The following is a 25,233-nucleotide window of genomic DNA, read 5'->3' on the forward strand; positions in this document are numbered from 1 at the left end:
CCAGTACTAGAACGTGTTCCTGAATATATGTGATAAGAACATCCGGAAGCCGCACTGGTGATCGACCTCACAGCTACGGTGAGAGCGGTTGATGGATGGATGTGGGGGTAGCGGATGTCGGTGGACCCGTCTGCGGTCATCGTGGCAGTGGCTACGGCAGCAAGTGCGCTCGTTCAGGGCGTGGACCTACCAGCAGAGATCAAGGATCAGATCAACGGGGCGATCGAGTCGTTCGAGGCAACTGCCGAGAACGCCGACACGGATGCGGCGAATCTCGTCGCGTCCTTGCCGGAACCGATGCAGCAGGGAGCACAACAGGCGGTCGCGGATGCGACGACGGCGGTCGCGGGAGCGATCGAGCCGCATCTGCCCGAGGATGCGGCCGCGGCCCTGCACCCCGCCGATCCGCAAGCAGCTCCGCCCGCTCTGGCGCCCGAACCGCCGGCCGCGCGTCCCGGGCCCTTCGGAATACCGGTCCAACCCCCGGCGACCGGTGTGGTCGGGAACCCGCAACCGGGTCCCACGATCCCGGGCACCGGGATCACGTTGCCGTCGATCCCGGCCATCCTTCCCGGAACGCGACTCGCACCCATCGGTGCGATCGCAGTGTTCGCGCCGTGGCTGAAGAAGGCCGGCGAACTGTGCGAAGGGGTCTCCGCGCCGGTCCTCGCGGCCCTCTACTCCGCCGAGAACGGTTTCCGGTACGGCCCGACCGCGCCGGTCTCGCCGGTCGGCGCCCGCGGCCCGGGACAGTTCATGCCCGGCACCTGGGACCAGTACGGCAAGGACGCCGACGGTGACGGCAAGGCCGACGTCCTCGGCATCGCCGACCCGGTCATGGCGTCGGGCAACCTCCTGTGCGACAACTACAAGCTCATCGACGACTGGAAGAAGCGCGGACTGGTCGAGGGCGACACCCTCGATCTGACCCTCGCGGCCTACAACGCCGGCGTCGGCGCGGTGAAGCGCTCGGGTGGCATGCCGTCCGGTCATCCCGACTACGAGAACCAGACGAAGCCCTACGTCGCGAAGATCCGCGCGACCGAGCACGTCTTCGCCCGCATGCTCTCGCCGTTCCTGGGTCTGGGCATCGGAGGCGGAGCCGGCGACGTCGGTAATCGCATCGTCGACCTTGCCTTCAAGTACCTCGGCCTGCCGTACGTCTGGGGTGGCGGCAATATCAACGGGCCGTCCGGCGGCGGTTTCGACTGCTCCGGCCTGACGTCGTACGCGGTCTTCGCCGCGACGGGCATCACGCTGCCGCGCACGTCCGAGACACAGTGGCACATCGGCACCGAGGTGCCGCTGTACGCGGCGCGCCCCGGCGACCTGCTGTTCGGCAACTGGCAGGCCGGCGGACCCGGTCACGTCGCCATCTACATCGGTGGCGGGCAGATGGTGCACGCACCCACCACCGGCGACGTCGTGCGGGTGGGGCCGGTCTTCCCCGACATGAAGGCGCGGCGCATCTTCTGACACCTGCCGTGAACACGCGAAAGGCCCGACCGAGAGAATCCGGTCGGGCCTTTCGGCTGCAGAGGGGACTGCCGCGGTGCGGCACTCGGCGATCAGCCGCGGTAAGGTTCCGCGCTCACCAGTGTCACCTTCATGGTGTTGCCGTTGGGCAGCGTGTACTCGCGGGTCTCGCCGACCTTCGCGTCGATCAGGGCGCCACCGAGGGGCGAGCTGGGGGAGTAGGTCTCGAGCTCGCTGTTGCGGGCACCTTCTTCGCGGGTCGCGATCAAGAACGTCTCCGTGTCGGACTCGTCGCCGGCGTAGTAGACGGTGACGACGGAACCGGGGAGGGCCACGCCCGACTCGGTCGGAGCAACGCCGACCTTGGCGGTGCCCAGCAGCTCCTGGAGCTGACGGATACGGGCTTCCTGCTGGCCCTGCTCCTCGCGGGCCGCGTGGTAGCCGCCGTTCTCCTTGAGGTCGCCTTCCTCGCGACGCTCGTTGATCTCGGCGGCGATGACAGGACGATTCGCGATGAGCTGGTCCAGCTCGGCCTTGAGTCGGTCGTACGACTCCTGCGTCAGCCAGGTCACCTGGGTCTCGGTCATCCTCGATCACTTCCTTCGGGTTGGAGCCCCCGGCTCCGTGGACAAGTCGTGCACATGCAACGACCGCGACAGCACGACCCCCGTCGTCCCCCCTGGTTGTCAGGCTGAACGGAAGTCGTACTGTCTGTTGATGCTCTTATGCAGCAATACACGGCCCCAAAGGGTGGAACCGTGTATCCGGCTATTTTAGCATCACTATCGTCGCTGCTCCGGAAAAGCGCAGGAAGCCGCTGGTCGCGGTAGATTCCTAGGGTGCGCGGAGGTAGTCGGGAGCCTCGGTGCTGCAGCCGTAGGTATCGCCCATTCCGGGGCGTTGTGACGTCTTGACCGTGGATGTCAGCACGACCGTCTGCGAATCGGACGCCGGGATGAGGACCTCGCGCCGTCCGGTCTCGCTGCCGTCCTTCGACCGCGCCCGGATGATGCAGACAGCATCCTCGGACGGATCGTCCCGCGTGACCTTGAGCTGGATGTCGATGGTGCTGTCGTCGATGATCTCGAAGGCGAGGACCTCCGACTCGATCGGAGCCGAGTTGTTCTGGAACAGCACGAACGCCACGACGAGCCCGGCGAGCAGACCGGCGATGGTGAAACCCCAGCGCTTGCCGCGTGTCGACACGCGGGGCCCGGGGTACCGGGAGGAGGGGTACCGGTCGGTGGGCAGGGTGTTGCTCATCACTTTGCTTTCACAGCGGAACGATGGATCGGGCGTCGCCGCAGGGTCACGGCTGACGTCGGAATTATCAGGTGGAACTATAGAGGACGGATCCGTAGCGACCGCGACGCGGGCGCAGGGTCGGTTCCGGCGAAGCAGACGACGTGAGGTGGAGGAATACACGTGAGCGGACTACGGCTCATGGCCGTGCACGCCCATCCCGACGACGAGTCGAGCAAGGGCGCGGCCACGATGGCCCGGTACTCGGCCGAGGGACACGAGGTCCTGGTGGTCACGCTCACGGGCGGAGAGCGCGGCGACATCCTGAACCCCGCCATGGACGTGCCCGGCATTCGCGAACGCATGAGCGAGGTGCGTCAGGAGGAGATGGCCGAGGCCGCCCGCATCCTCGGGGTGCGGCACCAGTGGCTCGGCTTCGTCGACTCCGGACTGCCCGAGGGCGACCCCAAGCCTCCGCTGCCGGAGGGCTGCTTCGCTGCGATCCCGCTCGACGAACCGGTCCGCCGGCTCGTGCAGTCGGTGCGCGAGTTCCGCCCCCACGTCATGACCACCTACGACGAGAACGGTGGCTACCCGCATCCCGACCACATCCGGTGCCACGAGGTGTCGGTCGCGGCCTACGAAGCGGCCGCGGATCCGGATTTCCATCCCGAGCTGGGCGAGCCCTGGGCGGTGAGCAAGCTCTACTACTCGCACGGTTTCATCCGTAAGCGGCTCGAGCTGTTCCGCGAGGAGTACGAGCGTCGCGGGGAGCCGTTCCCGATGGAGCAGTGGCTCAACAAGTGGCGCACCGAGCAGGGCGACATCATGGGGCGCGTGACCACCCAGATCACCTGTGGCGACTACTTCCCGAAGCGCGACGACGCGCTGCGGGCCCACGCCACCCAGATCGACCCCAACGGATCCTTCTTCGCGGTGCCGTTGGACATCCAGCAGAAGGTGTGGCCGACCGAGGAGTTCGAGTTGGCCAAGACCCGCGTGAGCACGGTACTTCCCGAGACGGATCTGTTCGCGGGCATCGAGGACGGACAGGGCAAATGACGATAGGCACGCTCGCGGTCGATGTTCTGGCCGTCGAGATTCTGGCCCAGGAGCCGACCGGCCCCGAGTTCGGCAAGGCGTCTCCGCTCGGACTGGCCATCGTGGTGGTCCTGCTGGTCGCGACCGCTCTGCTGATCTGGAACATGAACAAGCGGCTGAAGAAGCTGCCCGAGAACTTCCAGCCGGAGCATCCCGAACCCGACCAGGCCGTGGACGACGGCACGCTGCCGGGTGCGATGCCCGGCGGAGCCGAGGAGAAGGCCGGCGGCACGAAGGCCACCGGTCCGGAACGTCCGGAACCCACCAAGGGAAGCTGACGACCGGCCGTCACCGGCGGTGCTCCTTCCGTAGCGTGGGGGCATGGCGAACCGACTGGCCGACGCCCTGAGCCCTTATCTGAGGCAGCACGCCGACAATCCGGTCCACTGGCAGGAATGGGGCGACGACGCGCTCGCGGAGGCGCGCGAGCGCGACGTGCCGATCCTGCTGTCGATCGGGTACGCGGCCTGCCACTGGTGTCACGTCATGGCACACGAGTCGTTCGAGGACGAGGCCACGGCCGCTGTCATGAACGAGAACTTCGTGTGCATCAAGGTCGACCGTGAGGAACGGCCGGACATCGACGCGGTCTACATGAACGCGACCGTCGCCATGGCCGGTCAGGGCGGATGGCCGATGACCTGCTTCCTCACCCCCGACGGCTCGCCTTTCTACTGCGGCACGTATTACCCGAACACGCCGCGCGGCGGCATGCCGTCCTTCGTCCAACTTCTCGAGGCCATCACCCAGACCTGGCACAACCGGCGCGATGAGGTCTCGCAGGCCGCCGACGCCGTGGCCACCGAACTCCGTCGCAGCAGCGGGGGACTGCCCGTCGGGGAGGCCGCTGTCGAGGCGGTCCTGCTCGACGCGGCGGCCGCTGCGATCGCCACCGACGAGGATCGCGAACACGGCGGCTTCGGGGGCGCACCCAAGTTCCCGCCGTCCAACCTGCTCGAGGGCCTGCTGCGCGGATACGAGCGCACGCGCTCCGCCGACACGCTCGGTCTCGTCGAGCGCACGACCGACGCGATGGCGCGAGGTGGGATCTACGACCAGCTCGGTGGCGGTTTCGCCCGCTACAGCGTCGACTCCGCCTGGACGGTGCCGCACTTCGAGAAGATGCTCTACGACAACGCGCTGCTCCTACGGCTGTACGCGCACCTCGCGCGGGTGACCGGCGCGGAACTGCCGACGCGGGTCACCCGGGAGACCGCCGAATTCCTGCTGCGCGACCTGCTCACCACCGACGGCGGATTCGCCTCGGCGCTCGACGCCGACACGGACGGGGTCGAGGGCCTGACCTACGTGTGGACCCCCGATCAGCTCGTCGATGTGCTCGGCGCGGACGACGGCCGGTGGGCCGCGGAGGCCTTCACCGTCACTCCCGGCGGCACCTTCGAACACGGCACCTCGGTGTTGCAGCTGCTCGACGAGCCCGACGATCCGGCCCGTCTCGCCGACGTGCGGGCACGCCTGTTCGCGGCCCGGCAGGATCGCGCGCAACCCGGACGCGACGACAAGGTCGTCACCGCGTGGAACGGCTTCGCGATCACCGCACTGGCAGAGGCCGGCATCGCACTGGGCGAACCCGCCTGGATCGACGCGGCGGCGAGGTGCGCGCGGTTCCTGCTCGACCGGCACCTCGTCGATGGACGACTGCGCCGCGCGTCGCTCGGAGGTGTCGTCGGATCTCCGGTGGGCGTGCTCGAGGACTACGGAGCACTCGTCACCGCGCTGCTCGCCGTCCATCAGGGGACCGGGGATCGGAGCTGGGTCGAGCGCGCGCGAGAACTCGCCGACGTCGCGCTCACGCAGTTCGCGGATCCGGAACGTCCCGGGAGCTGGTTCGACACCGCGCACGACGCCGAATCGCTGGTCGCCCGGCCGCGCGATCCGGTCGACGGGGCGACGCCGTCGGGGGCGTCGCTGATCGCCGAGGCGTTGCTCGGTCTGTCCGCGCTGGTGCACGACGACCCCCGCTACGCCGATGCCGCCGCGCTGTCGCTGTCGGCGGCCTCGATCCTGCTCGAGAAAGCGCCGCGTGCCGGAGGGCACTGGCTGACCGTGGCCGAGGCGTCGGTGCGCGGTCCGCTGCAGGTCGCCGTCGCGGGTGGCGGCGCACTCCTCGACCTCGCGCGCCGGCTCGCACCGGGGGGAGCGATCGTGGTGGGCGGCGAACCCGACTCGTCGCCGCTGCTCGATGGTCGGCCGCTCGTCGACGGAGCATCCGCGGCCTACGTGTGCCGGGGCTTCGTGTGCGATCGGCCGGTGACGACGGAGACGGATCTGCGCGAGGTGCTCGCCGCGCTCTGACTCGTCGGGGCCAGGCGGTGCCAGGGGCGGTGAATCGGTGCGCTCGGTCCTCTACTTCGAGGGTCTAGCTGCTCACGGCGGCTGCGACCGCGACGTTCGGCGACTCGATGCCGTTCTGATCGAACGCCTCGAGCACCGCGCGGGTGAGACTGCGGCGGATCGCCCACTGCTTGCCGGCGCGCACGCGCACGGTCAGCCGCAGCGTCACCGCACCCGCCGTCACGGAGTTGACCCCGAGCAGTTCGGGCTTCTCCAGGACGTCGGGTGCGATGTCCTCGCGTTCGACGCCGTCGAGTACGGCCCGCAGGGCGATCTGGCAGGCGCGGTCGACATTGGAGGTCGGTGCGATGGGTACGTCGATCACGGAGACCGCGTGGCCCTGGCTCATGTTGCCGACGCGCAGGATCTCGCCGTTGCGGCAGAACCACAGGGTGCCGTCGATGTCGCGGACGGTCGTCACGCGCAGGCCGACCGACTCGACGGTGCCCACCGCGTCGCCGAGGTCCACCACGTCGCCCACACCGTACTGGTCCTCGAGCAGCATGAACATGCCCGAGATGAAGTCCCGCACGAGGTTCTGCGCACCGAAACCAAGAGCAACACCGGCGATACCGGCCGAGGCGATGAACGGCGCGACGTTGAAGCCGAGCGTGTCGAGCGTCTGCAGCACCACCCAGACGAGCACGACGACCGACACACCGGACTTGAATACCGAGCCGATCGTCTGGGCACGCTGGATCCGGCGTTCGCGCGCGTAGGGATCACCGATGGCGCGTTCGGCGCGTTCCTGCAGCGGTGCGAGGAACGATCGGCGGGGCTTGCCGGATTTCTCACGCGGCTTCGTCATGCGGTCGATCAGTCGGTGGAGGACGAAGCGGAGCACGATCGCGACGACGATGTAACTCACGATCGCGAGCGGCCGGTGGATCAGCCAGTCCCTGTTGGTCTCGGTCAGTTCGAAGGCGAGCAACGGAATAGACATCCCCCGCGAGTTTACAAACGGGTGCCGGAGGCTTCAGGTGGTGTGAGAAGTTGCACGAAGCGGTCGGTGAGGTTTCAACCGAGAATCACGAGCCACACCGCTATCGCGTGACACAGTGCCGCGATGACCGTGGCCGCGTGAAAGAACTCGTGGTGCCCGAACGTCGCGGGCCACGGATCGGGCCAGCGGGTCGCGTAGAGGATCGCTCCTCCGCTGTAGAACAGCCCTCCGACCAGCAGGAGCAGCATGGGAGCGAGACCGACCTCGGCGACCAGCTGTCCGGCAACGGGCACGATGGCCCATCCGAGCAGCAGATACAGCGGCACACCGACCCAGCGCGGCGCCGTAGGCCACAGCATCTTCAGGGCCACGCCCGCCAGCGCGCCCGCCCACACGACGATCAGCAGCGGTCGCCCGGACTCCGGGGGCAGGGCGAGTGTCGCGAACGGGGTGTAGCTGCCGGCGATGAACACGAAGATCATCGAATGGTCGGCGCGCTTCATCCACACGCGGGACCGGGGCCCCCAGTTCAGGCGGTGGTAGAGCGCGCTGACGCCGAACACACCGCACACGGTGAGGCTGTAGATCGTCGCGGGGAGTACGGCGTCCGGGCGGTCGGCGAGGAAGGCGGCGGCCGAGACGAGGGCGACGCCGGCGATGACGGCCACACCGAAGGCCCAGGCGTGGATCCATCCGCGCATCCGCGGTTTGACGGGTAGTTCCTCGAGGCCGAATGCCGTCATGCGTGCGCTCCTCTCGGTACCGATCAGTAACCTACGCAACCGTAGGTTTGTTCCGTCGTCACGTTACAGCCCGTGAGGGCGCTCCGGGAGACTCTGTGACCACCGACGCGACCGTCCGTACGCCTGGGCGTAATGTGACTCGCGTGGTGATGACGGGGTGAGCGTCCGCGGACTGCTGTACCGGCTCTACGAGCGCAGGCTGCTGAAGGAACTCGACGGAGCACGGCATCCGCGACACGTCGCGGTCATGTGCGACGGCAATCGGCGTTGGGCGCGCGAGAACGGCTTCACCGACGTCAGTCACGGCCACCGCGAAGGTGCCAAGAAGATCGCCGAGCTGCTGAGCTGGTGCGACGCGGCCGGTATCGAGACGGCGACGATCTACCTGCTGTCCACCGAGAACCTCCGGCGCGACCCGGAGGAGCTCGATGCTCTGCTCGAGATCATCTCCGACGTGGTGGAGGAGATCTCCGCGCCCGGCCAGAACTGGGGCGTGAAGATCGTCGGCACCACCGACCTGCTCCCGGCCGACCACGCCAAGCGGCTGCACGAGGCCGCGGCCGGCACCGCGGGCCGGACGGGCACGCACGTCAACGTCGCCGTCGGGTACGGCGGTCGCCAGGAGATCGTCGACGCGGTGCAGTCGCTCCTGCGGGTGCGCTACGCGCAGGGGTTGCGTGGCGAAGAGCTCGTCGAGTCCGTGACGGTCGACGGTGTCGACAGCCACCTCTACACGTCCGGTCAACCCGATCCGGACCTCGTGATCCGTACCTCCGGCGAGCAGCGACTGTCCGGATTCCTGCTCTGGCAGTCCGCCTACTCGGAGATCTGGTTCACCGAGGCGTACTGGCCCGAGTTCCGCCGGGTCGACTTCCTGCGCGCGCTGCGCGACTACGCCGCCCGGCACCGCCGGTTCGGCGCCTGACGGCACCCGCCGGTTCGGCGCCTGACGGCGCCCGCCGGTTCGGCGCCTGGAACAGGGCCGAGCGGCGGGGCGCGTCAGAGCTTGCGCAACCGGAGCCGGTTGATGGCGTGATCCGAGTCCTTGCGCAGGACCAGGGTCGCGCGCGGTCGCGTGGGCAGGATGTTCTCCACCAGGTTCGGCAGGTTGATCGAGTGCCAGATCTCCTTCGCGGCACTCATCGCGTCCCGGTCCGACAGGTTCGCGTAGTGGTGGAAGTGCGCCTCGGGATCCGCGAAGGACGTCTTACGCAGCGCGAGAAAGCGTTCCACGTACCACTTCTCGATGTCCTCGATACGCGCGTCGACGTAGATCGAGAAGTCGAACAGGTCGGAGACCATCAACCGCGGACCGGTCTGCAGCACGTTCAGGCCCTCGATGATGAGGATGTCCGGCTGCCGCACGATGTGGTACTGACCCGGGATGATGTCGTACGAGATGTGGGAGTAGATCGGCGCCGCAACCTCTTTCGCTCCCGACTTGACCTCGGTGACGAACCGCAGCAGTTTGCGCCGGTCGTAGCTCTCGGGAAAACCCTTGCGGTGCATGATGTTGCGCCGCACCAGTTCCTTGGTGGAGTAGAGGAACCCGTCGGTGGTCACGAGATCCACCCGCGGGTGGTGATCCCAGCGTGCCAGCAACGCCTGCAGCACACGTGCCGTGGTGGACTTGCCGACCGCCACCGAACCGGCCACACCGATCACGAACGGCACCTGCTGGTCGGGATGCTTCTCCCCGAGGAAGGTCGCGGTCGCGGCGAACAACCGCTGCTTCGCTGCGACCTGCAGGTGGATCAACCGGGCGAGGGGGAGGTACACCTCCGCGACCTCCGCGAGGTCGATCTGCTCGCCCAGGCCCCGAAGCCCGATGAGTTCGTCCTCGGTGAGGACGAGGGGAGTCGACTTCCGCAGCGTCCGCCACTGCTTGCGGTCGAACTCGACATACGGGCTCGGTTCGTTCAGACGAGCCATCGGCACGGCTTCCCGGTGGCGCGGCGGATGCGGCGTTGCATGTCCATGTAACGGATTGTGCTCGCTGACACAGGCGGATGCCTCCCCGGGGTCCCCACTCCGGCGGGTTCTCCTGTGTCGGCTCGCCGACGAGCGACTAGGCTCGGCCGGTATGGGAGCCGACGACTTCGTGAACGAATATCTGCTGCTGGGCCTGGCTTTCGACCGGCTCGAGGAAGGGTTCGTCGACGCCTACACGGGCGATCCCGCGCTGCGGCGGAAGGTCGAGAACGCCCCGACTCCCGATCCCCGTGATCTATCACACACCGCGCGACGGCTGCGGGACGAACTGCCCGGTGCGGGACTGTCCGACGAGCGCACCCGTTTCCTCGACGTGCATCTGCGCGCCCTCGACTGCTCGGCCCGCAAGTTCGCGGGGGAGGAGATCGGTTTCGTCGACGAGGTCGAGGCGTACTTCGACGTCCGCATCGAGCCCGGCGACGAGGACGCCTACCGCGACGCGCACCGTCGCCTCGACGCTTTGCTGCCCGGCACCGGATCGCTCACCGAACGGATGCAGGCCCACCGCAAGTCCGAGGTGATCCCCGCCGATCGTCTCGCCGAATGCGTCGAGGCGTTCTCGAGCGCTCTGCGGGAGAAGGTGCGGGCGGTCCACCCGCTGCCCGACACCGAGCGTGTCGAGTACGAGGTCGTCGGCGACAAGCCGTGGTCGGGCTTCAACTACTACCTCGGCGACTACCGGTCGCGGGTCGCGATCAACTCCGATCTCGAACAGACGATGGCGCACCTGCCCCGGCTGATCGCGCACGAGGCGTATCCCGGTCACCACACCGAGCACTGCCGCAAGGAGGCCGGTCTCGTCGCCGGCGGTCAGGCCGAGCAGACGCTGTTCCTCGTCAACACCCCGCAGTGCCTCATGGCCGAAGGGCTCGCCGATCTCGCACTCGACGCGATCGTCGGCCCGGGCTGGGGGACGTGGGCGCAGGAGATCTACGCCGATCTCGGGCTCCGGTTCGACGGCGAACTCGCCGAACAACTGTCCGAGGCGTCCGAGCAGTTGCTGTCGGTGCGGCAGGACGCCGCGCTGCTGCTCCACGACCGCGGGCGCAGCCACGACGAGGTCGTCGAATTCCTGCAGCGCTGGTCGCTGTCGAGCCCCGAACGTGCCCGGCAGTCGCTGCGCTTTCTGTCGTCGCCGTTGTGGCGTGCCTACATCAGCACCTACGTCGAGGGCTACCGGCTCCTCGGCGGCTGGCTCGAGCAGGTTCCGGCCGGAGCCGAGCGCGCCGACCGTTTCCGGCGCCTGCTCGACGAACCCCTGGTGCCCAGCAGCCTGCGGTGAACCGCAGGTTGCTCGGGGACCGGCTTCCGCAGCGGTGGACGGCCTTCGTAGACTGGAGGTCGTATCCCTGACGCCCTCTGCTTGGAGAAACCTCGATGACCGCTGCGCCCGGCGCCGACGTGAACACTGCCGCACTGAACGACCTCGATCCCGAGGTCGCCGAGGCCATGGCCGGCGAGCTGTCGCGTCAGCGCGACACGCTCGAGATGATCGCGTCGGAGAACTTCGTGCCGCGCGCCGTCCTCCAGGCCCAGGGCAGCGTCCTGACCAACAAGTACGCCGAGGGTTACCCCGGCCGTCGCTACTACGGCGGCTGCGAGAACGTCGACGTCGTCGAGGACCTCGCCCGTAACCGCGCCAAGGAGCTCTTCGGCGCCGATTTCGCGAACGTCCAGCCGCACTCGGGTGCGCAGGCGAACGCGGCGGTGCTCATGGCGCTGATGACGCCCGGCGAGAAGCTGCTCGGTCTCGACCTCGCGCACGGCGGCCACCTCACGCACGGCATGAAGCTCAACTTCTCCGGCAAGCTGTACGACGTCGCGTCCTACGGGGTCAGCAAGGACGACCACCGCATCGACATGGACGAGGTCCGCGACATCGCCCTGCGCGAGAAGCCGAAGGTCATCGTCGCCGGCTGGTCCGCCTACCCGCGTCACGAGGACTTCGCCGCCTTCCGCTCCATCGCCGACGAGGTCGGTGCCTACCTGTGGGTCGACATGGCGCACTTCGCCGGTCTGGTCGCCGCGGGTCTGCACCCGTCGCCGGTGCCGTACGCCGACGTCGTCTCCACCACCGTGCACAAGACGCTCGGTGGCCCGCGTTCCGGCCTGATCCTCGCCAAGCAGGAATGGGCGAAGAAGATCAACTCGGCCGTCTTCCCCGGCCAGCAGGGCGGCCCGCTCATGCACGCGATCGCCGCGAAGGCCGTTGCACTGAAGATCGCCGCGAGCGACGAGTTCAAGGACCGTCAGCAGCGCACCCTCTCCGGTGCCCGGATCATCGCCGATCGCCTGTCGCAGTCCGACGTCGCCGACAAGGGCATCTCGGTGCTCACCGGCGGCACCGACGTGCACCTGGTCCTGGTCGACCTGCGCAACTCGCAGCTCGACGGCCAGCAGGGTGAGGACGCCCTCCACGAGGTCGGCATCACCGTCAACCGCAACGCCGTGCCGTTCGACCCGCGTCCCCCGATGGTCACCTCGGGTCTGCGCATCGGCACCCCGGCGCTCGCGACCCGCGGTTTCGGCGACGAGCAGTTCACCGAGGTCGCCGAGATCATCGCGCAGACGCTCATCGGTGGCGCCGACGCCGAGTCGCTGCGCACCCGCGTGAGCGCCCTGGCGCAGTCCGTGCCGCTGTACGAGGGTCTCGAGGACTGGCGTCTGATCTGACGGCTTCCTACTGTCGCCGACCGGCCCGCACCGAACTCCGGTGCGGGCCGGTCGCGTATCCGGGGGACGAGACATCCCACCGCAGGGTTGGTTAGGGTAGCCTACGCACGCCGACACTGTCGGTGCCCGCACGCGTACCCCCGAACAGCAGAAGGAAGTCGCATGGCCATCCCGAGCATCGATCCGTACGAGTTGCCCACCGGCGACGAGATTCCCGATGCTCGGGTGGACTGGACGCTCGACGCGTCCCGCTGCGCCCTGCTGATCCACGACATGCAGAAGTACTTCATCGACGCCTACCAGCGCGACGCCGAACCGCTCGCGACCGTGGTGCCCAACATCGTCCGCCTCCGCGAGGCGTGCCTGGCCGCCGGTATCCCCGTCGTCTACACGATGCAGCCCGGCGACCAGCATCCGTCGCGTCGCGGCATCCTCGCCGACTTCTGGGGCGTGGGGCTGAGCACGGGCCGCGACACCGAGGTCATCGACGAACTCACCCCCGGCCCGGACGACATCCAGGTCACCAAGTGGCGCTACTCGGCGTTCCAGCGCACCGACTTCCGTCAGCTGCTCGCGCACAACGGCCGCGACCAGCTCATCGTCACCGGCGTCTACGCGCACATGGGCTGCATGCTCAGCGCCGCCGACGCCTTCATGAGCGACGTCGCGCCGTTCATGGCCCTCGACGCCACCGCCGATTTCTCCCGCGACGAGCACCTCATGGCGCTCCAGTACGTCGCCAAGCGGGTCGGCCGGGTCGAGACCACGGACGCGCTGATCGAGTCGATTACCGCGTCAGCGCGTCGCCGCGACCGCGAGACCGAAGAACTCACCGCATCGCTGCGCTGACCGACACGGTCCGAGAATCGGGAACTTCAGCACATGCAGCGAATTCTTCTGTCCGGCAAGATCCATCGCGCGACCGTCACCCACGCGGATCTGCACTACGTCGGATCGGTGACGATCGACCGCGACCAACTCTCACCGCGCTGACGCGGGAAGCGATTTCGGTGCTCTCGACGTCGCCAGGCGCGGTCGAGAACACCGAAACAGAGCACACAGGAATCGTCTAGGTGGTGCCGCGACGACGCGCCTCGAGCGTCTCGACGGCCTGCTCGCGCAGCAGCCGCAGGCGGGCCAGCGGACGATCGGACTCGGGGCTGCGCCAGTAGCCCGACGCGTCGAGCATCGGCTTGGCGATGCCGAGTCGCTTCGACACGGCGCGCAGTTCCTTCACGATCGATGCCTCGCCGGCGATCCACATCCAGCCCTCACCGCCGCGCGGCGCACCCGACTCGACGGCCTCGGCGAGCACGGTGGCGTCGGAGACTCCGGGACGACGGTGCACCCACCTCACGCCTGCGAGATCGGACTGTTCCTCCTGCGGACCGTCGACCAGCGCGAAGACGTGCATCGGCACCGTGCCACCGTAGGTCTCGACGAAGCGCCCCAGTGCGGGTAGTGCGGTCTCGTCGCCGGCGAGCAGCCACCAGTCGGCGCCCTGCGGCGGGATGATCGCGACCTTGGGTCCCGCGAGGTGGAGCACGCTGCCGGGTTCGGCGGTGCGGGCCCAGTTACCGGCGGGGCCGTGTCCGTGCAGGACGAAGTCCAGATCGAGCTCCCCGGCCACGGGATCGAAGCGACGCACCGTGTAGGCGCGGGCCACGGGTGCGGGCTTGCGGGGCCAGTGCAGGTGCCCGTCGTGCTGTTCGGGCAGGACAGGGGTCTCGCTGCCGGGTTCGGGCAGGAAGATCTTGACGTAGTCGTCGGCACCCTCGGTGGTGAACGCCGGGGCATCGTAGTCGCCGCTGCGGAAGGCACCGAGCTGCTCGCCGCCCAGGGTGATCCGACGCATCCGCGGTGTCACGTCCACCGCGCGGAGTACGGTCAGGCGCCGCAGGACGATGGGCAGGGAGACGCGGGTCGGGGGCGTCGTCACCGGCATGGTGAGCTCCTTCCGGACGGGACCGGCCGGACAATTCGGGCGGGCGCGTCGCTGCTGGTATGGTTAGGCGGCCCTAACTATATCCGGACGGAGGGGCGGATCCGAGGGGGCGGGTCCAGGAATGCCGAGGAGTACCCGTGGAATCGATCGTGCCTCTGCCGTTGACCGCTGCCCAGGCGGGAATGTGGTTCGCGCAGACGATCGACCCCTCGAACGCGACACTCGTCACCGGGCACTTCCTCGAGATCGACGGCGCCATGGATCCGGACGTGCTCGCCCGCGCCGTCCACACGGTCTTCGACGAATCCGCCGGACTGCGCGCCCGGATCGCCGTCGTCGACGAGGTGCCCGTCCAGTTCCCCGGTGCCCATCCGTCGCCGGAGATCGAGGTCACCGACCTCACCGCCGACGCCGATCCGCGGCGGACGGCCGTCGACACGATGCGCGCGATCCTGCGCGTGCCGATGGATCCGACGGCCGAAGCCGGCATCGGCGCCCGGGTGTTCGTCCTCGGACCGGACCGTGTCCTGCTGTTCCTGCGCGCCCACCACGCCTTGCTCGATGTCTACGGCTACAGCCTGGTCGAACGCCGCATCGTCGTCGTGTACACCGCACTCGTGCGCGGCGAGGACGTCCCGCCCGCGACCTTCGGCTCCGTCGAGCAGGTCGTCGCCGAGGACGAGGAGTACCGCAGCGGCGAGCGCATCGTCGCCGACCGCGACTTCTGGACCGAGACGCTGCATGGTGCACCCGACGCGCTCGGCCTCGCGGAGACCGCGGTGCCGGCCGCGTCCTCGCTCGCCCGCGCGGTGGTCACCGAATCGGTGCAGGTCCCCGGGGACGTCGCCGAGGCGCTCGACGTAGCGGCACGCCGCGCCGGGGTGGGCTGGCCCGACCTCGTCACCGCCGCGACCGCCGCCTATCTCGGCCGGGTCACCGCGGTCCGCGACGTGGTGCTCGGCTTCCCGGCCATGAACCGGATGGGCAGCGTCGCCGCGAAGGTGCTCACCACCGCCGTCAATGTCGTGCCCCTCCGCATCGAGGTCGCTCCGGAGGCGAGTCTCGCGGCGCTCGCCGCCGACGTGCGCGCCACCGTCGCTGCGCAGGGACGCCACAGTCGCTACCGGGGCGAGGACATCCACCGCGACCTGCGTCTGCCCGCGACCAGTCCCGGTCCGGTGGGCCCGACGGTCAACATCAAGCCGTTCGGCGACACCGTGCGATTCGGCGACGCGACCGCCACCGTGCACTCGCTCGCGCGCGGTCCCGTCCACGACCTCGCGGTGGTCGCCCGTCGTGTCGACAGCACCCGCGCACTCGAACTGACCCTCGACGCCGACGCCGACCGGTACACCGCCGACGAGGTCGCCGGTCACGCCGCGGCCATCGCGCGACTGCTCACCTTCGCCGCCCGGGAGGACGCGGACGAACGTCCTCTCGCCCATGCCGACCTGCTGAACCCGGATTTCCGCGCCGATCTCGAATCCCGTTGGCACGGAGTCGTATCCGAGTCTGTCGCGCCCGACGCGATGGATCTGTTCGACGCGCAGGTGGCCGCCGCCGGTGCCGCACCCGCGCTCGTCGCCGGCGCCGACCGTCTCACCTACGCCGAGCTCGACGCGCGCATCGATGCCGTCGCAGGCGAACTCGCACGGGCTGGTGCGCGGTGCGAGGTGACGGTCGCGCTCGCCCTGCCACGCACCGCCGACATGGTGGTCGCGCTCCTCGCCGTGCTGCGGACGGGCGCGGCGTACCTGCCGCTCGATCCCGCCTTCCCCGCCGAGCGACTCGAGTACATGCTCGACGACGCGCGACCGGCGATCCTGCTCACCACCGACGACTTCGCCGACCGTCTCGGCGCATCGACCCCGGACGCCACGGCGGTCTTCCGTGACGGCGTCCTGCACTGGCGCGGCGACGTCCCCGTCGGCACCACGCCTTCCGAGCGAGTTGTGCCCGACCAGTCGGCATATGTCATCTACACCTCGGGTTCGACCGGCCGGCCGAAGGGTGTCGTGCTCTCGCGCGGCGCACTCGCCCGCTTCGTCGACGCCGCGACCGATCTCGCCGGAATCGGCACGCACACTCGGCTTCTCGCCCTGACCACCCTGTCGTTCGACATCTCGGTGCTCGAACTGATCGTGCCGCTGTGCCGCGGCGGGGCCGTCGTGCTCGCGGGCGACGACGAGGCGCGCGATCCGGCAGCCCTCGCCGCGCTCGCCGCCACCGAGTCGGTGGACTGCATCCAGGCCACCCCGTCGCTGTGGGGCGCGATCGTCGAACACGACGGTCTGGATCTCGCCGGTACGGGCGTGCTTGTGGGCGGCGAGGGCCTGCCCGCCGTCCTGGCCGGAACCCTCGCTGCGCGAGCGTGTTCGGTCGCCAACATGTACGGCCCCACCGAGGCGACGGTGTGGTGCACCTCCGCTCCGGTCGCGCCGGATCTGCCGTGGACCGGGTCGGTGGGCCGCCCCTATCCGGGAACCGGTGTGCGCGTGCTCGACCGGCAGTTGCAGCCCGTGCCGGTCGGCGCGGCCGGTGAGCTGTACGTCGTGGGGCAGCAGCTCGCGCGCGGCTACCGCGGCCGCCCCGACCTCACCGCGGCCCGCTTCGTCGCCGATCCCTTCGGCGCCGGCCGGATGTACCGCACGGGCGATCTCGTGCGCTGGACCGCCGACGGCACCCTGCAGTATCTCGGACGCGGCGACGACCAGGTCAAGGTCCGCGGACACCGCATCGAACTCGGTGAGATCGAGACCGCCGCAGCGCAATTCGCCGGCGTGGCGCAGGCCGTCGTGGTCGCCCGGCCCGACGCCACCGGTGCGGCCCGCCTCGTGGGCTACGTGACCGGCACCGACGTCGACACCGCAGCACTGCACGACTTCCTCCGCACACGTCTGCCCGAGTACATGGTGCCGTCGCTGACGGTCGTGCTCGACGAGTTCCCGCTCACCGCGAACCTCAAGGTCGACCGCAAGGCACTGCCCACCCCGGAGATCGGCGCCCCCGACACCGGTCGCGATCCCGAGACCGCCACCGAACACACCCTCGCCGGTGTCTTCGCCGACCTGCTCGGACTCCCGGCCGTCGGTGTCGACGCCGACTTCTTCACCCTCGGCGGAACGTCGCTGTCCGCCACCCGTCTCGTCGCCCGGATCCGCTCGGCGCTGGACGTCGAGGTGTCGCTGCGCGACGTCTTCGACGCTCCCACCGTGGCCGAATTGGCCGTGGTGGTCGACGGCGCGAGCCCGGCACGTCCCCGCTTCGTCGCAGGACCGCGAACGGCGCGGATCCCGCTGTCGTCGGCCCAGCAGCGCCTGTGGTTCCTCGACCGTGCCCAGGGACCGTCGCCGACCTACAACATCCCCTTCGCCCTCGAACTGCGCGGCCGGCTCGACGCCGGCCTGCTCGACCGTGCGCTGGTGCACGTCGTCGCCCGGCACGAGGTGCTGCGCACCGTCGTCGACGTCGTCGACGGTGAGCCCGTGCAGGTCGTCACCGACACGCCGTCGACGGTCCTGCAGGTCGCGGAGGCGCGCGACGGGAATGCCACGGCACTTCTCGACGCGGCCGCGCGGGCATCCTTCGACCTCGGACAAGACCGTCCGTTCCGTGCGCATCTCGTGCGACGCGCACCGGATGACGCGGTGCTGCTGCTCGTCGTGCACCACATCGCCGGCGACGAGTGGTCGGCCGAGACGGTCTTCGCCGACCTCGCCGCCGCCTACGCCGATCTCTCGGCGGGTCGTGTGCCCGACGACGCGCCGCGTCCCCAATACGCGGACTTCGCGGTGTGGCAGCGCGGTCTCGCCGACGACCCCGCCGCCGCCGCGCTCCGCAACCGCGACCTCGCGTTCTGGTGCTCCACTCTTGCCGGAGCACCGGAGGAACTCGCCCTGCCACACGACCGTCCGCGACCCGCGGTGCCGAACCACCGCGGTGGCGAGGTGCACGTGCAGGTGGATTCGGAACTGTCTGCGGCCCTTCGGGATACGTGTGCCCGTTCCGGGACGAGCATGTTCATGCTCACCCACGCCGCCGTGGCCGTCCTGTTCACCGCGCTCGGTGCGGGCGACGACATCGTGCTCGGCGCGCCCGTCGCGGGTCGCGCCGACAGCGGACTCGAGGACATCGTCGGCTTCTTCGTCGACACCATCGCCCTGCGCACCGATCTGTCCGGCGATCCCGACACCGCCGAGATCCTGACACGCGTACGGCGCGCCGACCTCGCCGCCCTGGCCCACCAGGAGGTGCCCTTCGACGAGGTGGTCGACGCCGTCGGTGTCACCCCGTCGCTCGCGCGGCACCCGCTCTTCCAGACGGTGGTGCAGTACCGCACCGAACCGGTCGTCCCGCAGATCGGCGACACCACCGCGACCGTGTCGTATCTGTCCACCGGCACGTCGAAGTTCGATCTCACCGTCGACTTCGTCGACGCGGCCGACGGCCTGTCGATCCGCTTCGAGTACGCCGAGGACCTCTACGACCGTACGAGCGTACGGACCCTCGGGCAGCGTCTGCTGTCGGTGCTCGCGGCCTTCGCCGACCCCGAACCGCGACACCTCTCATCGATCGACGTGCGCACCGACGAAGAGCGCGCCGCCGACACCGCCGCGACGGTGCCCGCCACCACGCAGCTGCTGCCGGACCTGCTCGCGGCGGCCTTCGCCGCCCGCCCGGATCACCCGGCGCTCGTGTTCGGCACCGAGACGTCGAGCTATCGGGAATTCGGGGCGCGCGTGCACCGTTCGGCTCGCGCGCTCGCCGAACGGGGTGTCGGGCCCGGCAGTGTCGTCGCGGTCGCGGCGGCACGCTCCGACGCCGCCGTGGTGGCCCTGGCCGCCGTCGTCGTCGCCGGTGCCGCCTACCTGCCCGTCGACCTGTCGTACCCGCCGGCACGCATCGAGTTCATGCTCACCGACGCCGCACCCGATCTCGTGCTCGTCGATACGGACGGCGCCGTGCCCGGAGAGGCACCGGAGCTGACCCTCGCCGCACTGGCCGAAGCGGCGCAAGGCTACTCGGACGCACCGATCACCGACCTCGACCGCAGCCGCCCGCTGCATCCGGAGGACGGATCGTACGTCGTCTACACCTCCGGTTCGACGGGTGTGCCCAAGGGGGTCGTCGGAACCGCTGCGGCGCTGGCGAACCGGCTGGTCTGGCAGGCGGCACGCGTCCGCCCGGCCGGCGACGACGTGCGCCTGGCCAAGAGCTCGCTGAGCTTCATCGACGGATCCACCGAACTGTTCGCCGGTCTGCTCTCCGGTGCGACGATGGTCCTCGCCGACGACGCGGCCTCCCGTGACGCCGAGACCCTCGCCGATCTCGTCGCCCGGCACCGCGTCCGGATGCTCACCGCGGTGCCGAGCCTCGCCGAGACCCTCGCCGCCCTGCGCCCCGAGGCCGCGGAACTCGTCGACACGTGGTTCCTCAGCGGAGAACCCCTCGGCACGAGCGTGATCGCGGCACTGCCGGGCGCACGGGTGATCAACTCGTACGGTTCATCGGAGGTCGCCGGCGACGTCACGACCTGGACGGCGCCGGGCTCCGACGTCGACCGCGTCCGCATCGGTGCCCCCGTCGACGGCGTGACCGCACGCATCCTCGACCGGCACCTGCGTCCCGTCCCGGACGGGGTGACCGGCGAACTCTACGTCGGGGGAGTGCAGTCCGCCCGCGGCTATCTCGGCCGCCCGGACCTGACCGCGGCGCGGTTCGTCGCCGACCCCACCGGCAGCGGCACCCGGCTCTTCCGCACCGGGGACCTGGTGCGGCGCAACGCCTCCGGAGAACTCGAGTTCGTCTCGCGCGCCGACCACCAGCTGAGCCTGCGCGGTTTCCGCATCGAACCCGGCGAGGTCGAAGCCACATTGCTGCGGCACCCGGCGGTGACCGCGGCCCTCGTCACCGTGCGCCCGTCGGCGTCCGGGACCGATCTGCTCGTCGGTTACGTCGTCGCCGATCCGGCCGCGCCGCGTCCGGCGGCCATCGACCTGCAGGACCATCTGCGGACCGTGGTGCCGGACTACATGATTCCCGCGGTCTTCGCCGTGCTCGACGCCATGCCGACCCTGCCCAACGGTAAGGTCGACCGCGCGGCTCTGCCCGATCCTGCACAGAGCCACAGCACGCGCGAGGCGACCGACGACGAACGCGCCGTGTGCGAGGTGCTCGCCGAACTCCTCGGTGTCCGCCAGGTGGGCCCCGACGACGATTTCTTCGCCCTCGGCGGCAATTCGCTCCTCGCGACACGTCTGTCCGCGGCGCTGCGCATGCGCACCGGCCGGAACCCGTCGATCCGCGACATCTTCGATCTGCGCACCCCCGCGCGACTCGTGGCGACGGTCCCGGCCACCGCCGTCGGACCCGAACTCGTGCGCCGCGACCACGCCGATCTCGTCCCGATGTCGGCGGCGCAGCGCCGGCTGTGGTTCCTCTTCCGCCTCGAGGGCGCGTCGGCGACCTACAACATCCCGTACACGATGCGGCTGCGCGGCGCGCTCGAGGTCGACGCTCTGCGGGGTGCCCTGCAGCACCTGATCGCCGGGCACGACACGCTGCGCACGGTGTTCACCGAGCCGGACGAGGGCGACGTCGAGCAGATCGGCTACCAGCGGGTGCTGCCCGCCGAGGACTGCACCGTCGACCTGCGGATCGTCGACACCGCCCCGGCGGATCTCGACGCGCTGCTCACCGAGGAGGCGGGCCGCCCGTTCGATCTCGCCCACGACCTGCCGATCCGCGCGACGCTCGTGCGCACCGCTCCCGACGACGCGCACCTGATGGTGCTCGTGCACCACATCGCCGCCGACGAGTGGTCCGCCACGCCGCTCGTCGCCGACCTGTCCGCCTGGTACGCGCACCTGACCACCGGGGCACCCGCGCCTGCGCCGCTGCCGGTGCAGTACCGGGACTTCACTCTCTGGCAGGACGAACGTCTCGGTACCGGGGAAGAGTCTCTGCGTGAGGTCCAGACCGAGTACTGGGCACGCGTCCTCGACGGCGCACCCGAAGAACTCGCCGTGCCGCACGACCGGCCGCGCGGTGCCGTCAGCAGCTACCGCGGCGGCGCGGTCCCGTTCACCGTCGACCCGCGCACCCGGGAAGCACTCGCCGACGTCGCCGCCGAATCCGGCGCGACGATGTTCATGCTCACCCACGCCGTCGTCGCAGTACTGCTGCGCGCGCACGGCGCCGGGGACGACATCGTCCTCGGCACTCCCGTCGCGGGGCGCCCCGACGCCGCCCTCGACCGGATCGTCGGCTTCTTCGTCAACACGCTCGTGCTGCGCACCGATCTGTCCGGCGACCCCACCCTCCGCGACCTGCTCACGCGGGTCCGGGAGGTGGACCTCGACGCCTATGCTCACCAGGACCTGCCGTTCGAGGTGCTCGTCGAACGACTCGCCCCGGCACGGTCGCTCGCACGCCAGCCGCTGTTCCAGATCATGGTGCAGTACCGCGACCGCCTCGACGAGATCCGCATGCCCGGACTCGACGCCGAACCGGTCTTCGTCGAGACCGGCACGTCGAAGTTCGACCTGACCTTCGACCTCGCCGAGACCGACGACGGCGGGATCCGCGGTCGCATCGAGTACGCGACCGACCTGTTCGACCGCGGCACCGTAGACGGATTCGTGCAGCGACTCACGGCTCTGCTGGCGGAGATCGCGGCGAATCCGGACGCCTCGCTGTCGCAGTTGAGCGTGCTCACCGTCGACGACCGGAAGGCATTGGTGGCAGCGGAGATCGGCACGGTCCGAGACGACGGTCCCGATCGCACGGTCCCCGAGCTGTTCTCGCAGCAGGTCGCTGCGACACCGGATGCCCTCGCGCTCGTCGACGACGCCACCGGACGGCGGTGGACCTACGCCGAACTCGACCGTGCCGTCGCCGCGCTGGCCGGGCATCTGCGTGCCGTTCCCGGAGTAGGAATGGATGCCGTCGTGGCCGTGGCGATTCCGCGCAGCACCGCTCTCGTGATCGCCCTCCTTGCGATCCACCGCGTCGGTGCGGCCTATCTGCCGCTCGACGAGAACTATCCCGCCGAGCGACTCGCGTACATGCTCTCCGACGCGCAGCCCGTCGCGGTCGTGGCGGCCGCCGGTGTGGCGATGACCTTCGACTCCGGTGTGCCGGTGCTCGAGGTCGACGAATCCGGTTCCGTCGGAACCGATCCCGCAGATCCGGTCGCAGCACCGACTGTGATGCCCCTCGACTGCGCGGCGTACGTGCTCTACACCTCCGGATCCACCGGAACCCCGAAGGGTGTCGTCGTCGGCCATCGCGCCGTGGCCAACCGGCTGCGGTGGATGCAGGACGAATACGGTCTCACCGCCGAGGATCGGGTGCTGCAGAAGACCCCGTCCGGATTCGACGTGTCGGTGTGGGAGTTCTTCTGGCCGCTGATCACCGGCGCCACGCTCGTCGTCGCGACCGCCGACGGTCACCGCGACCCGCATTATCTGCGCGATGTGATCGCCCGGCAGTCGATCACCACGGCGCACTTCGTGCCGTCGATGCTCGCGGCGTTGCTCGACGTGCTCGCCGCCGAGCAGGACCGGGCACTGCGCCTGACCCGGGTGATCTGCAGTGGTGAGGCGCTGACCGCCGACCATCGCGACCGCTTCCACACCCTCGTCGACGCCGAACTGCACAACCTCTACGGCCCCACCGAGGCCGCCGTCGACGTCACCGCGGCACCGATTCCGGCGCAGGACATTCCGTGGGTCCCGATCGGACGGCCGATCGACAACACCCGCACCCTCGTCCTCGACGAGCGGCTCCGGCCCGTGGCGCCGGGCGTCGTCGGCGAGTTGTATCTCGGCGGTGTCCAGCTCGCCCGCGGCTACCACCGGCGCGCGGGCCTGACGGCGGGCCGGTTCGTCGCCGACCCCTACAGCGACGCGGGGGAGCGGCTCTACCGCACCGGCGACCTCGTGCGGTGGCGCGACCGGGGCGCGGGCCTCGAACTCGACTACATCGGCCGCGCCGACGGGCAGGTCAAACTCCGCGGCCTGCGCATCGAACTCGGGGAGATCGAGGCGACGCTGGTCGCGCATCCGAACGTCGCGCAGAGCGCCGTCGTGGTGCGCGACGGCATGCTCGCCGGCTACGTGGTGCCCCTGTCCGGGCGCACCGTCGAACCGGCCGATCTACTCGCGCACGCCGCGACCTCCCTGCCCGATCACATGGTCCCGGTGACCGTGACCGTGCTCGAGGTACTGCCGCTCGGACCGAACGGCAAACTCGATCGCAGGGCACTCCCCGATCCGCAACCGACCGCGACGACGCGCCGCGACCCGGAGACCCCCGCCGAGGCCACACTGTGCGAATTGTTCGAGGAGGCACTGCGTCTCGACGTCGTCGGACCGGACGACGACTTCTTCGCGCTCGGTGGCGACAGCATCGTCTCGATGCAGGTCGTCACGGCCGCGCGCCGCAAGGGCATCGAATTCGGCCCGCGCGAGATCTTCCGGTGGCGCACCCCGGCCGGTCTCGCCGCCGTCGCGCAGTTCGCCGAGACGGAGGAACAGCCGACGGGCCCCGTGGACGACCGGGAACCGGGCCCGGTGCCCGTGCCGCCGGCCGTGCACGCACTGCGAGAGATCGGTGCAGAGCCGGCCGGAGCCGCACTCGTGTTCGCCGTCGACACCCCGGCGGACGAGGAGAAGGCGACGGGTGCCGTGCGCACGGTGGTCGCCGCTCACGATGCGCTGCGCATGCGGCTCACCCGCGTGTCCTCGGTGCTGTGGTCGCTCGACACCCACCCCGCCGGCGACGAGGTACCGGTACGGGTCGTCGAGACCACCGACCTCGCAACAGCGCAGCAGCAGGCCCGCACCGAGGCCGCCGAGGCTCTCGACCCCGAGGCCGGACCGGTGCTCTCGGCCGTGTGGCTGACCACCGGGCAGACCGGTCGACTCGTGGTGGCGGTCCACCCGATCGTCGCCGACGGTGTCTCCGTCGGCGTGCTCGCCGCCGACCTGGCTGCGGCGGTCACCGGGGGACCGGTTGCCGTTCCCGCAGCCACCGCGCAGGGACTCGCGACCCGCATCAACGAGCGCGCGCAGGACCCGGCGCTGCTCGGGGAACTGGCGCACTGGGTGCAGGTCCTCGCCCCGGGCGCCGCGCTGAGCACCGCGGTGCTCCCCGTCGGCGATCCGGTCGAGATCGCCGCAGTCGAGGTCAACGCCGGTCCGTCCGGTGGGCAGGACCTCGCTGTCGCGGCAGTGACCGCGTTGGCAGTCGCCGTCGGACGCGTCCGCGAGGCCGCGCCGGCACATTTGCTCGTCGAGATCGAACGCGACGCACGTGAATTCTCCGACGGCGAGCCGGACTGCACCCGGACCGTGGGTCCGTTCGCCGTCGGTGTGCCCGTGCGGGTTCCCGTCGCCGACGATCCGGACGCGGTGTCGACCGGTGTGGCCGCCGCCGTGGACGCGGTGCCCGGGGACGGGTCCGGTTACGCGCTGCTGCGGCACCTCAACGCCCAGGCCGCACCGGCCTTCATGGCACTGGCCCGGCCCGACGTTCTCGTCCGGATCGACACGGTGCCGACGGAGCGGCGGACCCCGTGCGGGCGCGCCCTCGAGCTGTCGGTGCGGATCGAGGAGAAAGCGGGCGGTCGTATATTCACAGCCACGATGCGGTCGGACGGACGAATTTCCTGCGAGGAGATCCGAGGGCTGTCCGAGGCCTGGACGACGGCGATGAACGCGCCGGTGGGAGCAGGTTTCAGTACCCCCTCGGGCGCCTAG

15 protein-coding genes and 1 pseudogene are annotated in these 25,233 nt (G+C 69.9%); 10 read left to right on the forward strand and 6 right to left on the reverse strand.

Annotated features, from left to right (window positions below):
• Positions 1–114: 114 nt before the first annotated feature.
• Complete coding sequence (locus tag KXC42_RS05600; RefSeq protein WP_006553877.1) at positions 115–1,476, forward strand: bifunctional lytic transglycosylase/C40 family peptidase; 1,362 nt, start codon at positions 115–117, stop codon at positions 1,474–1,476.
• 92 nt (positions 1,477–1,568) lie between these two features.
• On the opposite strand, the gene greA is transcribed toward KXC42_RS05600, so the two are convergent.
• Both greA and KXC42_RS05610 read right to left on the reverse strand, forming a co-directional pair.
• Positions 1,569–2,063 carry a transcription elongation factor GreA gene (gene greA, locus KXC42_RS05605; RefSeq protein ID WP_033097234.1) on the reverse strand — a complete coding sequence of 165 codons (495 nt, stop codon included), beginning with the start codon at positions 2,061–2,063 and terminating at the stop codon, positions 1,569–1,571.
• Positions 2,064–2,310: 247 nt separating this feature from the next.
• Positions 2,311–2,739 carry a DUF4307 domain-containing protein gene (locus KXC42_RS05610; protein ID WP_039584586.1) on the reverse strand — a complete coding sequence of 143 codons (429 nt, stop codon included), beginning with the start codon at positions 2,737–2,739 and terminating at the stop codon, positions 2,311–2,313.
• 162 nt (positions 2,740–2,901) lie between these two features.
• On the opposite strand from KXC42_RS05610, the gene mca reads away from it, so the two are divergent.
• The 3 genes from mca to KXC42_RS05625 are packed head-to-tail and all read left to right on the forward strand — an operon-like array spanning position 2,902 to position 6,135.
• Positions 2,902–3,780, forward strand: coding sequence for a mycothiol conjugate amidase Mca (gene mca, locus KXC42_RS05615; RefSeq protein ID WP_006553880.1), 879 nt, complete (start codon positions 2,902–2,904; stop codon positions 3,778–3,780).
• On the forward strand, positions 3,777–4,097 hold the full coding sequence (locus KXC42_RS05620; RefSeq protein ID WP_006553881.1) for a hypothetical protein: 321 nt from the start codon (positions 3,777–3,779) through the stop codon (positions 4,095–4,097). The genes mca and KXC42_RS05620 overlap by 4 nt, the downstream gene beginning before the upstream one ends.
• A 43-nt stretch (positions 4,098–4,140) precedes the next feature.
• A complete protein-coding gene (locus KXC42_RS05625) occupies positions 4,141–6,135 on the forward strand; it encodes a thioredoxin domain-containing protein (protein WP_071934513.1) in 1,995 nt (664 codons plus the stop codon).
• Positions 6,136–6,199: 64 nt separating this feature from the next.
• Here KXC42_RS05625 and KXC42_RS05630 read toward each other — a convergent pair whose 3' ends face one another.
• On the reverse strand, positions 6,200–7,117 hold the full coding sequence (locus KXC42_RS05630; RefSeq protein ID WP_033097237.1) for a mechanosensitive ion channel family protein: 918 nt from the start codon (positions 7,115–7,117) through the stop codon (positions 6,200–6,202).
• Between the two features lie 74 nt (positions 7,118–7,191).
• Positions 7,192–7,860 carry a hemolysin III family protein gene (locus KXC42_RS05635; RefSeq protein ID WP_024103272.1) on the reverse strand — a complete coding sequence of 223 codons (669 nt, stop codon included), beginning with the start codon at positions 7,858–7,860 and terminating at the stop codon, positions 7,192–7,194.
• 157 nt (positions 7,861–8,017) lie between these two features.
• On the opposite strand from KXC42_RS05635, the gene KXC42_RS05640 reads away from it, so the two are divergent.
• The gene (locus KXC42_RS05640; protein ID WP_006553884.1) at positions 8,018–8,785 is read left to right on the forward strand and encodes an isoprenyl transferase; all 768 of its coding nucleotides are present in this window, start codon (positions 8,018–8,020) and stop codon (positions 8,783–8,785) included.
• Positions 8,786–8,859: 74 nt separating this feature from the next.
• On the opposite strand, the gene coaA is transcribed toward KXC42_RS05640, so the two are convergent.
• Positions 8,860–9,792: a type I pantothenate kinase gene (gene coaA, locus KXC42_RS05645; protein ID WP_016691280.1), complete on the reverse strand. Its 933-nt coding sequence runs from the start codon at positions 9,790–9,792 to the stop codon at positions 8,860–8,862.
• A 151-nt stretch (positions 9,793–9,943) separates the two neighbouring features.
• Here coaA and KXC42_RS05650 point away from each other — a divergent pair, with 151 nt between their 5' ends.
• The 4 genes and pseudogenes from KXC42_RS05650 to KXC42_RS05665 all read left to right on the forward strand — a co-directional run.
• Entirely contained in the window at positions 9,944–11,134 is a 1,191-nt protein-coding gene (locus KXC42_RS05650) for a hypothetical protein (protein ID WP_016691281.1), read from the forward strand.
• Positions 11,135–11,229: 95 nt separating this feature from the next.
• Positions 11,230–12,525, forward strand: a complete 1,296-nt coding sequence (glyA, locus tag KXC42_RS05655; RefSeq protein WP_071934514.1) for a serine hydroxymethyltransferase — start codon at positions 11,230–11,232, stop codon at positions 12,523–12,525.
• Between the two features lie 162 nt (positions 12,526–12,687).
• Positions 12,688–13,374: an isochorismatase family protein gene (locus KXC42_RS05660; RefSeq protein ID WP_071934515.1), complete on the forward strand. Its 687-nt coding sequence runs from the start codon at positions 12,688–12,690 to the stop codon at positions 13,372–13,374.
• Between the two features lie 33 nt (positions 13,375–13,407).
• Positions 13,408–13,509, forward strand: a pseudogene (locus KXC42_RS05665) (aspartate 1-decarboxylase); the annotation flags it as partial.
• Positions 13,510–13,594: 85 nt separating this feature from the next.
• On the opposite strand, the gene KXC42_RS05670 reads toward KXC42_RS05665, so the two are convergent.
• Positions 13,595–14,470 (reverse strand): siderophore-interacting protein, encoded by an 876-nt coding sequence (locus KXC42_RS05670; protein WP_071934516.1) that lies wholly within the window; start codon positions 14,468–14,470, stop codon positions 13,595–13,597.
• A 137-nt stretch (positions 14,471–14,607) separates the two neighbouring features.
• Between KXC42_RS05670 and KXC42_RS05675 the strand changes: the two genes are divergently transcribed.
• Positions 14,608–25,233 (forward strand): non-ribosomal peptide synthetase, encoded by a 10,626-nt coding sequence (locus tag KXC42_RS05675; protein WP_219130006.1) that lies wholly within the window; start codon positions 14,608–14,610, stop codon positions 25,231–25,233.

It is taken from the genome of Rhodococcus sp. LW-XY12 (assembly GCF_019317345.1).
Taxonomy (GTDB): Bacteria; Actinomycetota; Actinomycetes; order Mycobacteriales; family Mycobacteriaceae; genus Rhodococcus; species Rhodococcus pyridinivorans.

Coding starts and splice junctions, on each gene's coding strand:
- KXC42_RS05670 (WP_071934516.1), bottom strand. CDS start 14,470: ATGCCGGTGACGACGCCCCCGACCCGCGTCTCCCTGCCCATCGTCCTG.
- KXC42_RS05625 (WP_071934513.1), top strand. CDS start 4,141: ATGGCGAACCGACTGGCCGACGCCCTGAGCCCTTATCTGAGGCAGCAC.
- KXC42_RS05630 (WP_033097237.1), bottom strand. CDS start 7,117: ATGTCTATTCCGTTGCTCGCCTTCGAACTGACCGAGACCAACAGGGAC.
- coaA (WP_016691280.1), bottom strand. CDS start 9,792: ATGGCTCGTCTGAACGAACCGAGCCCGTATGTCGAGTTCGACCGCAAG.
- greA (WP_033097234.1), bottom strand. CDS start 2,063: ATGACCGAGACCCAGGTGACCTGGCTGACGCAGGAGTCGTACGACCGA.
- KXC42_RS05610 (WP_039584586.1), bottom strand. CDS start 2,739: ATGAGCAACACCCTGCCCACCGACCGGTACCCCTCCTCCCGGTACCCC.
- KXC42_RS05620 (WP_006553881.1), top strand. CDS start 3,777: ATGACGATAGGCACGCTCGCGGTCGATGTTCTGGCCGTCGAGATTCTG.
- KXC42_RS05600 (WP_006553877.1), top strand. CDS start 115: ATGTCGGTGGACCCGTCTGCGGTCATCGTGGCAGTGGCTACGGCAGCA.
- KXC42_RS05650 (WP_016691281.1), top strand. CDS start 9,944: ATGGGAGCCGACGACTTCGTGAACGAATATCTGCTGCTGGGCCTGGCT.
- glyA (WP_071934514.1), top strand. CDS start 11,230: ATGACCGCTGCGCCCGGCGCCGACGTGAACACTGCCGCACTGAACGAC.
- KXC42_RS05660 (WP_071934515.1), top strand. CDS start 12,688: ATGGCCATCCCGAGCATCGATCCGTACGAGTTGCCCACCGGCGACGAG.
- KXC42_RS05635 (WP_024103272.1), bottom strand. CDS start 7,860: ATGACGGCATTCGGCCTCGAGGAACTACCCGTCAAACCGCGGATGCGC.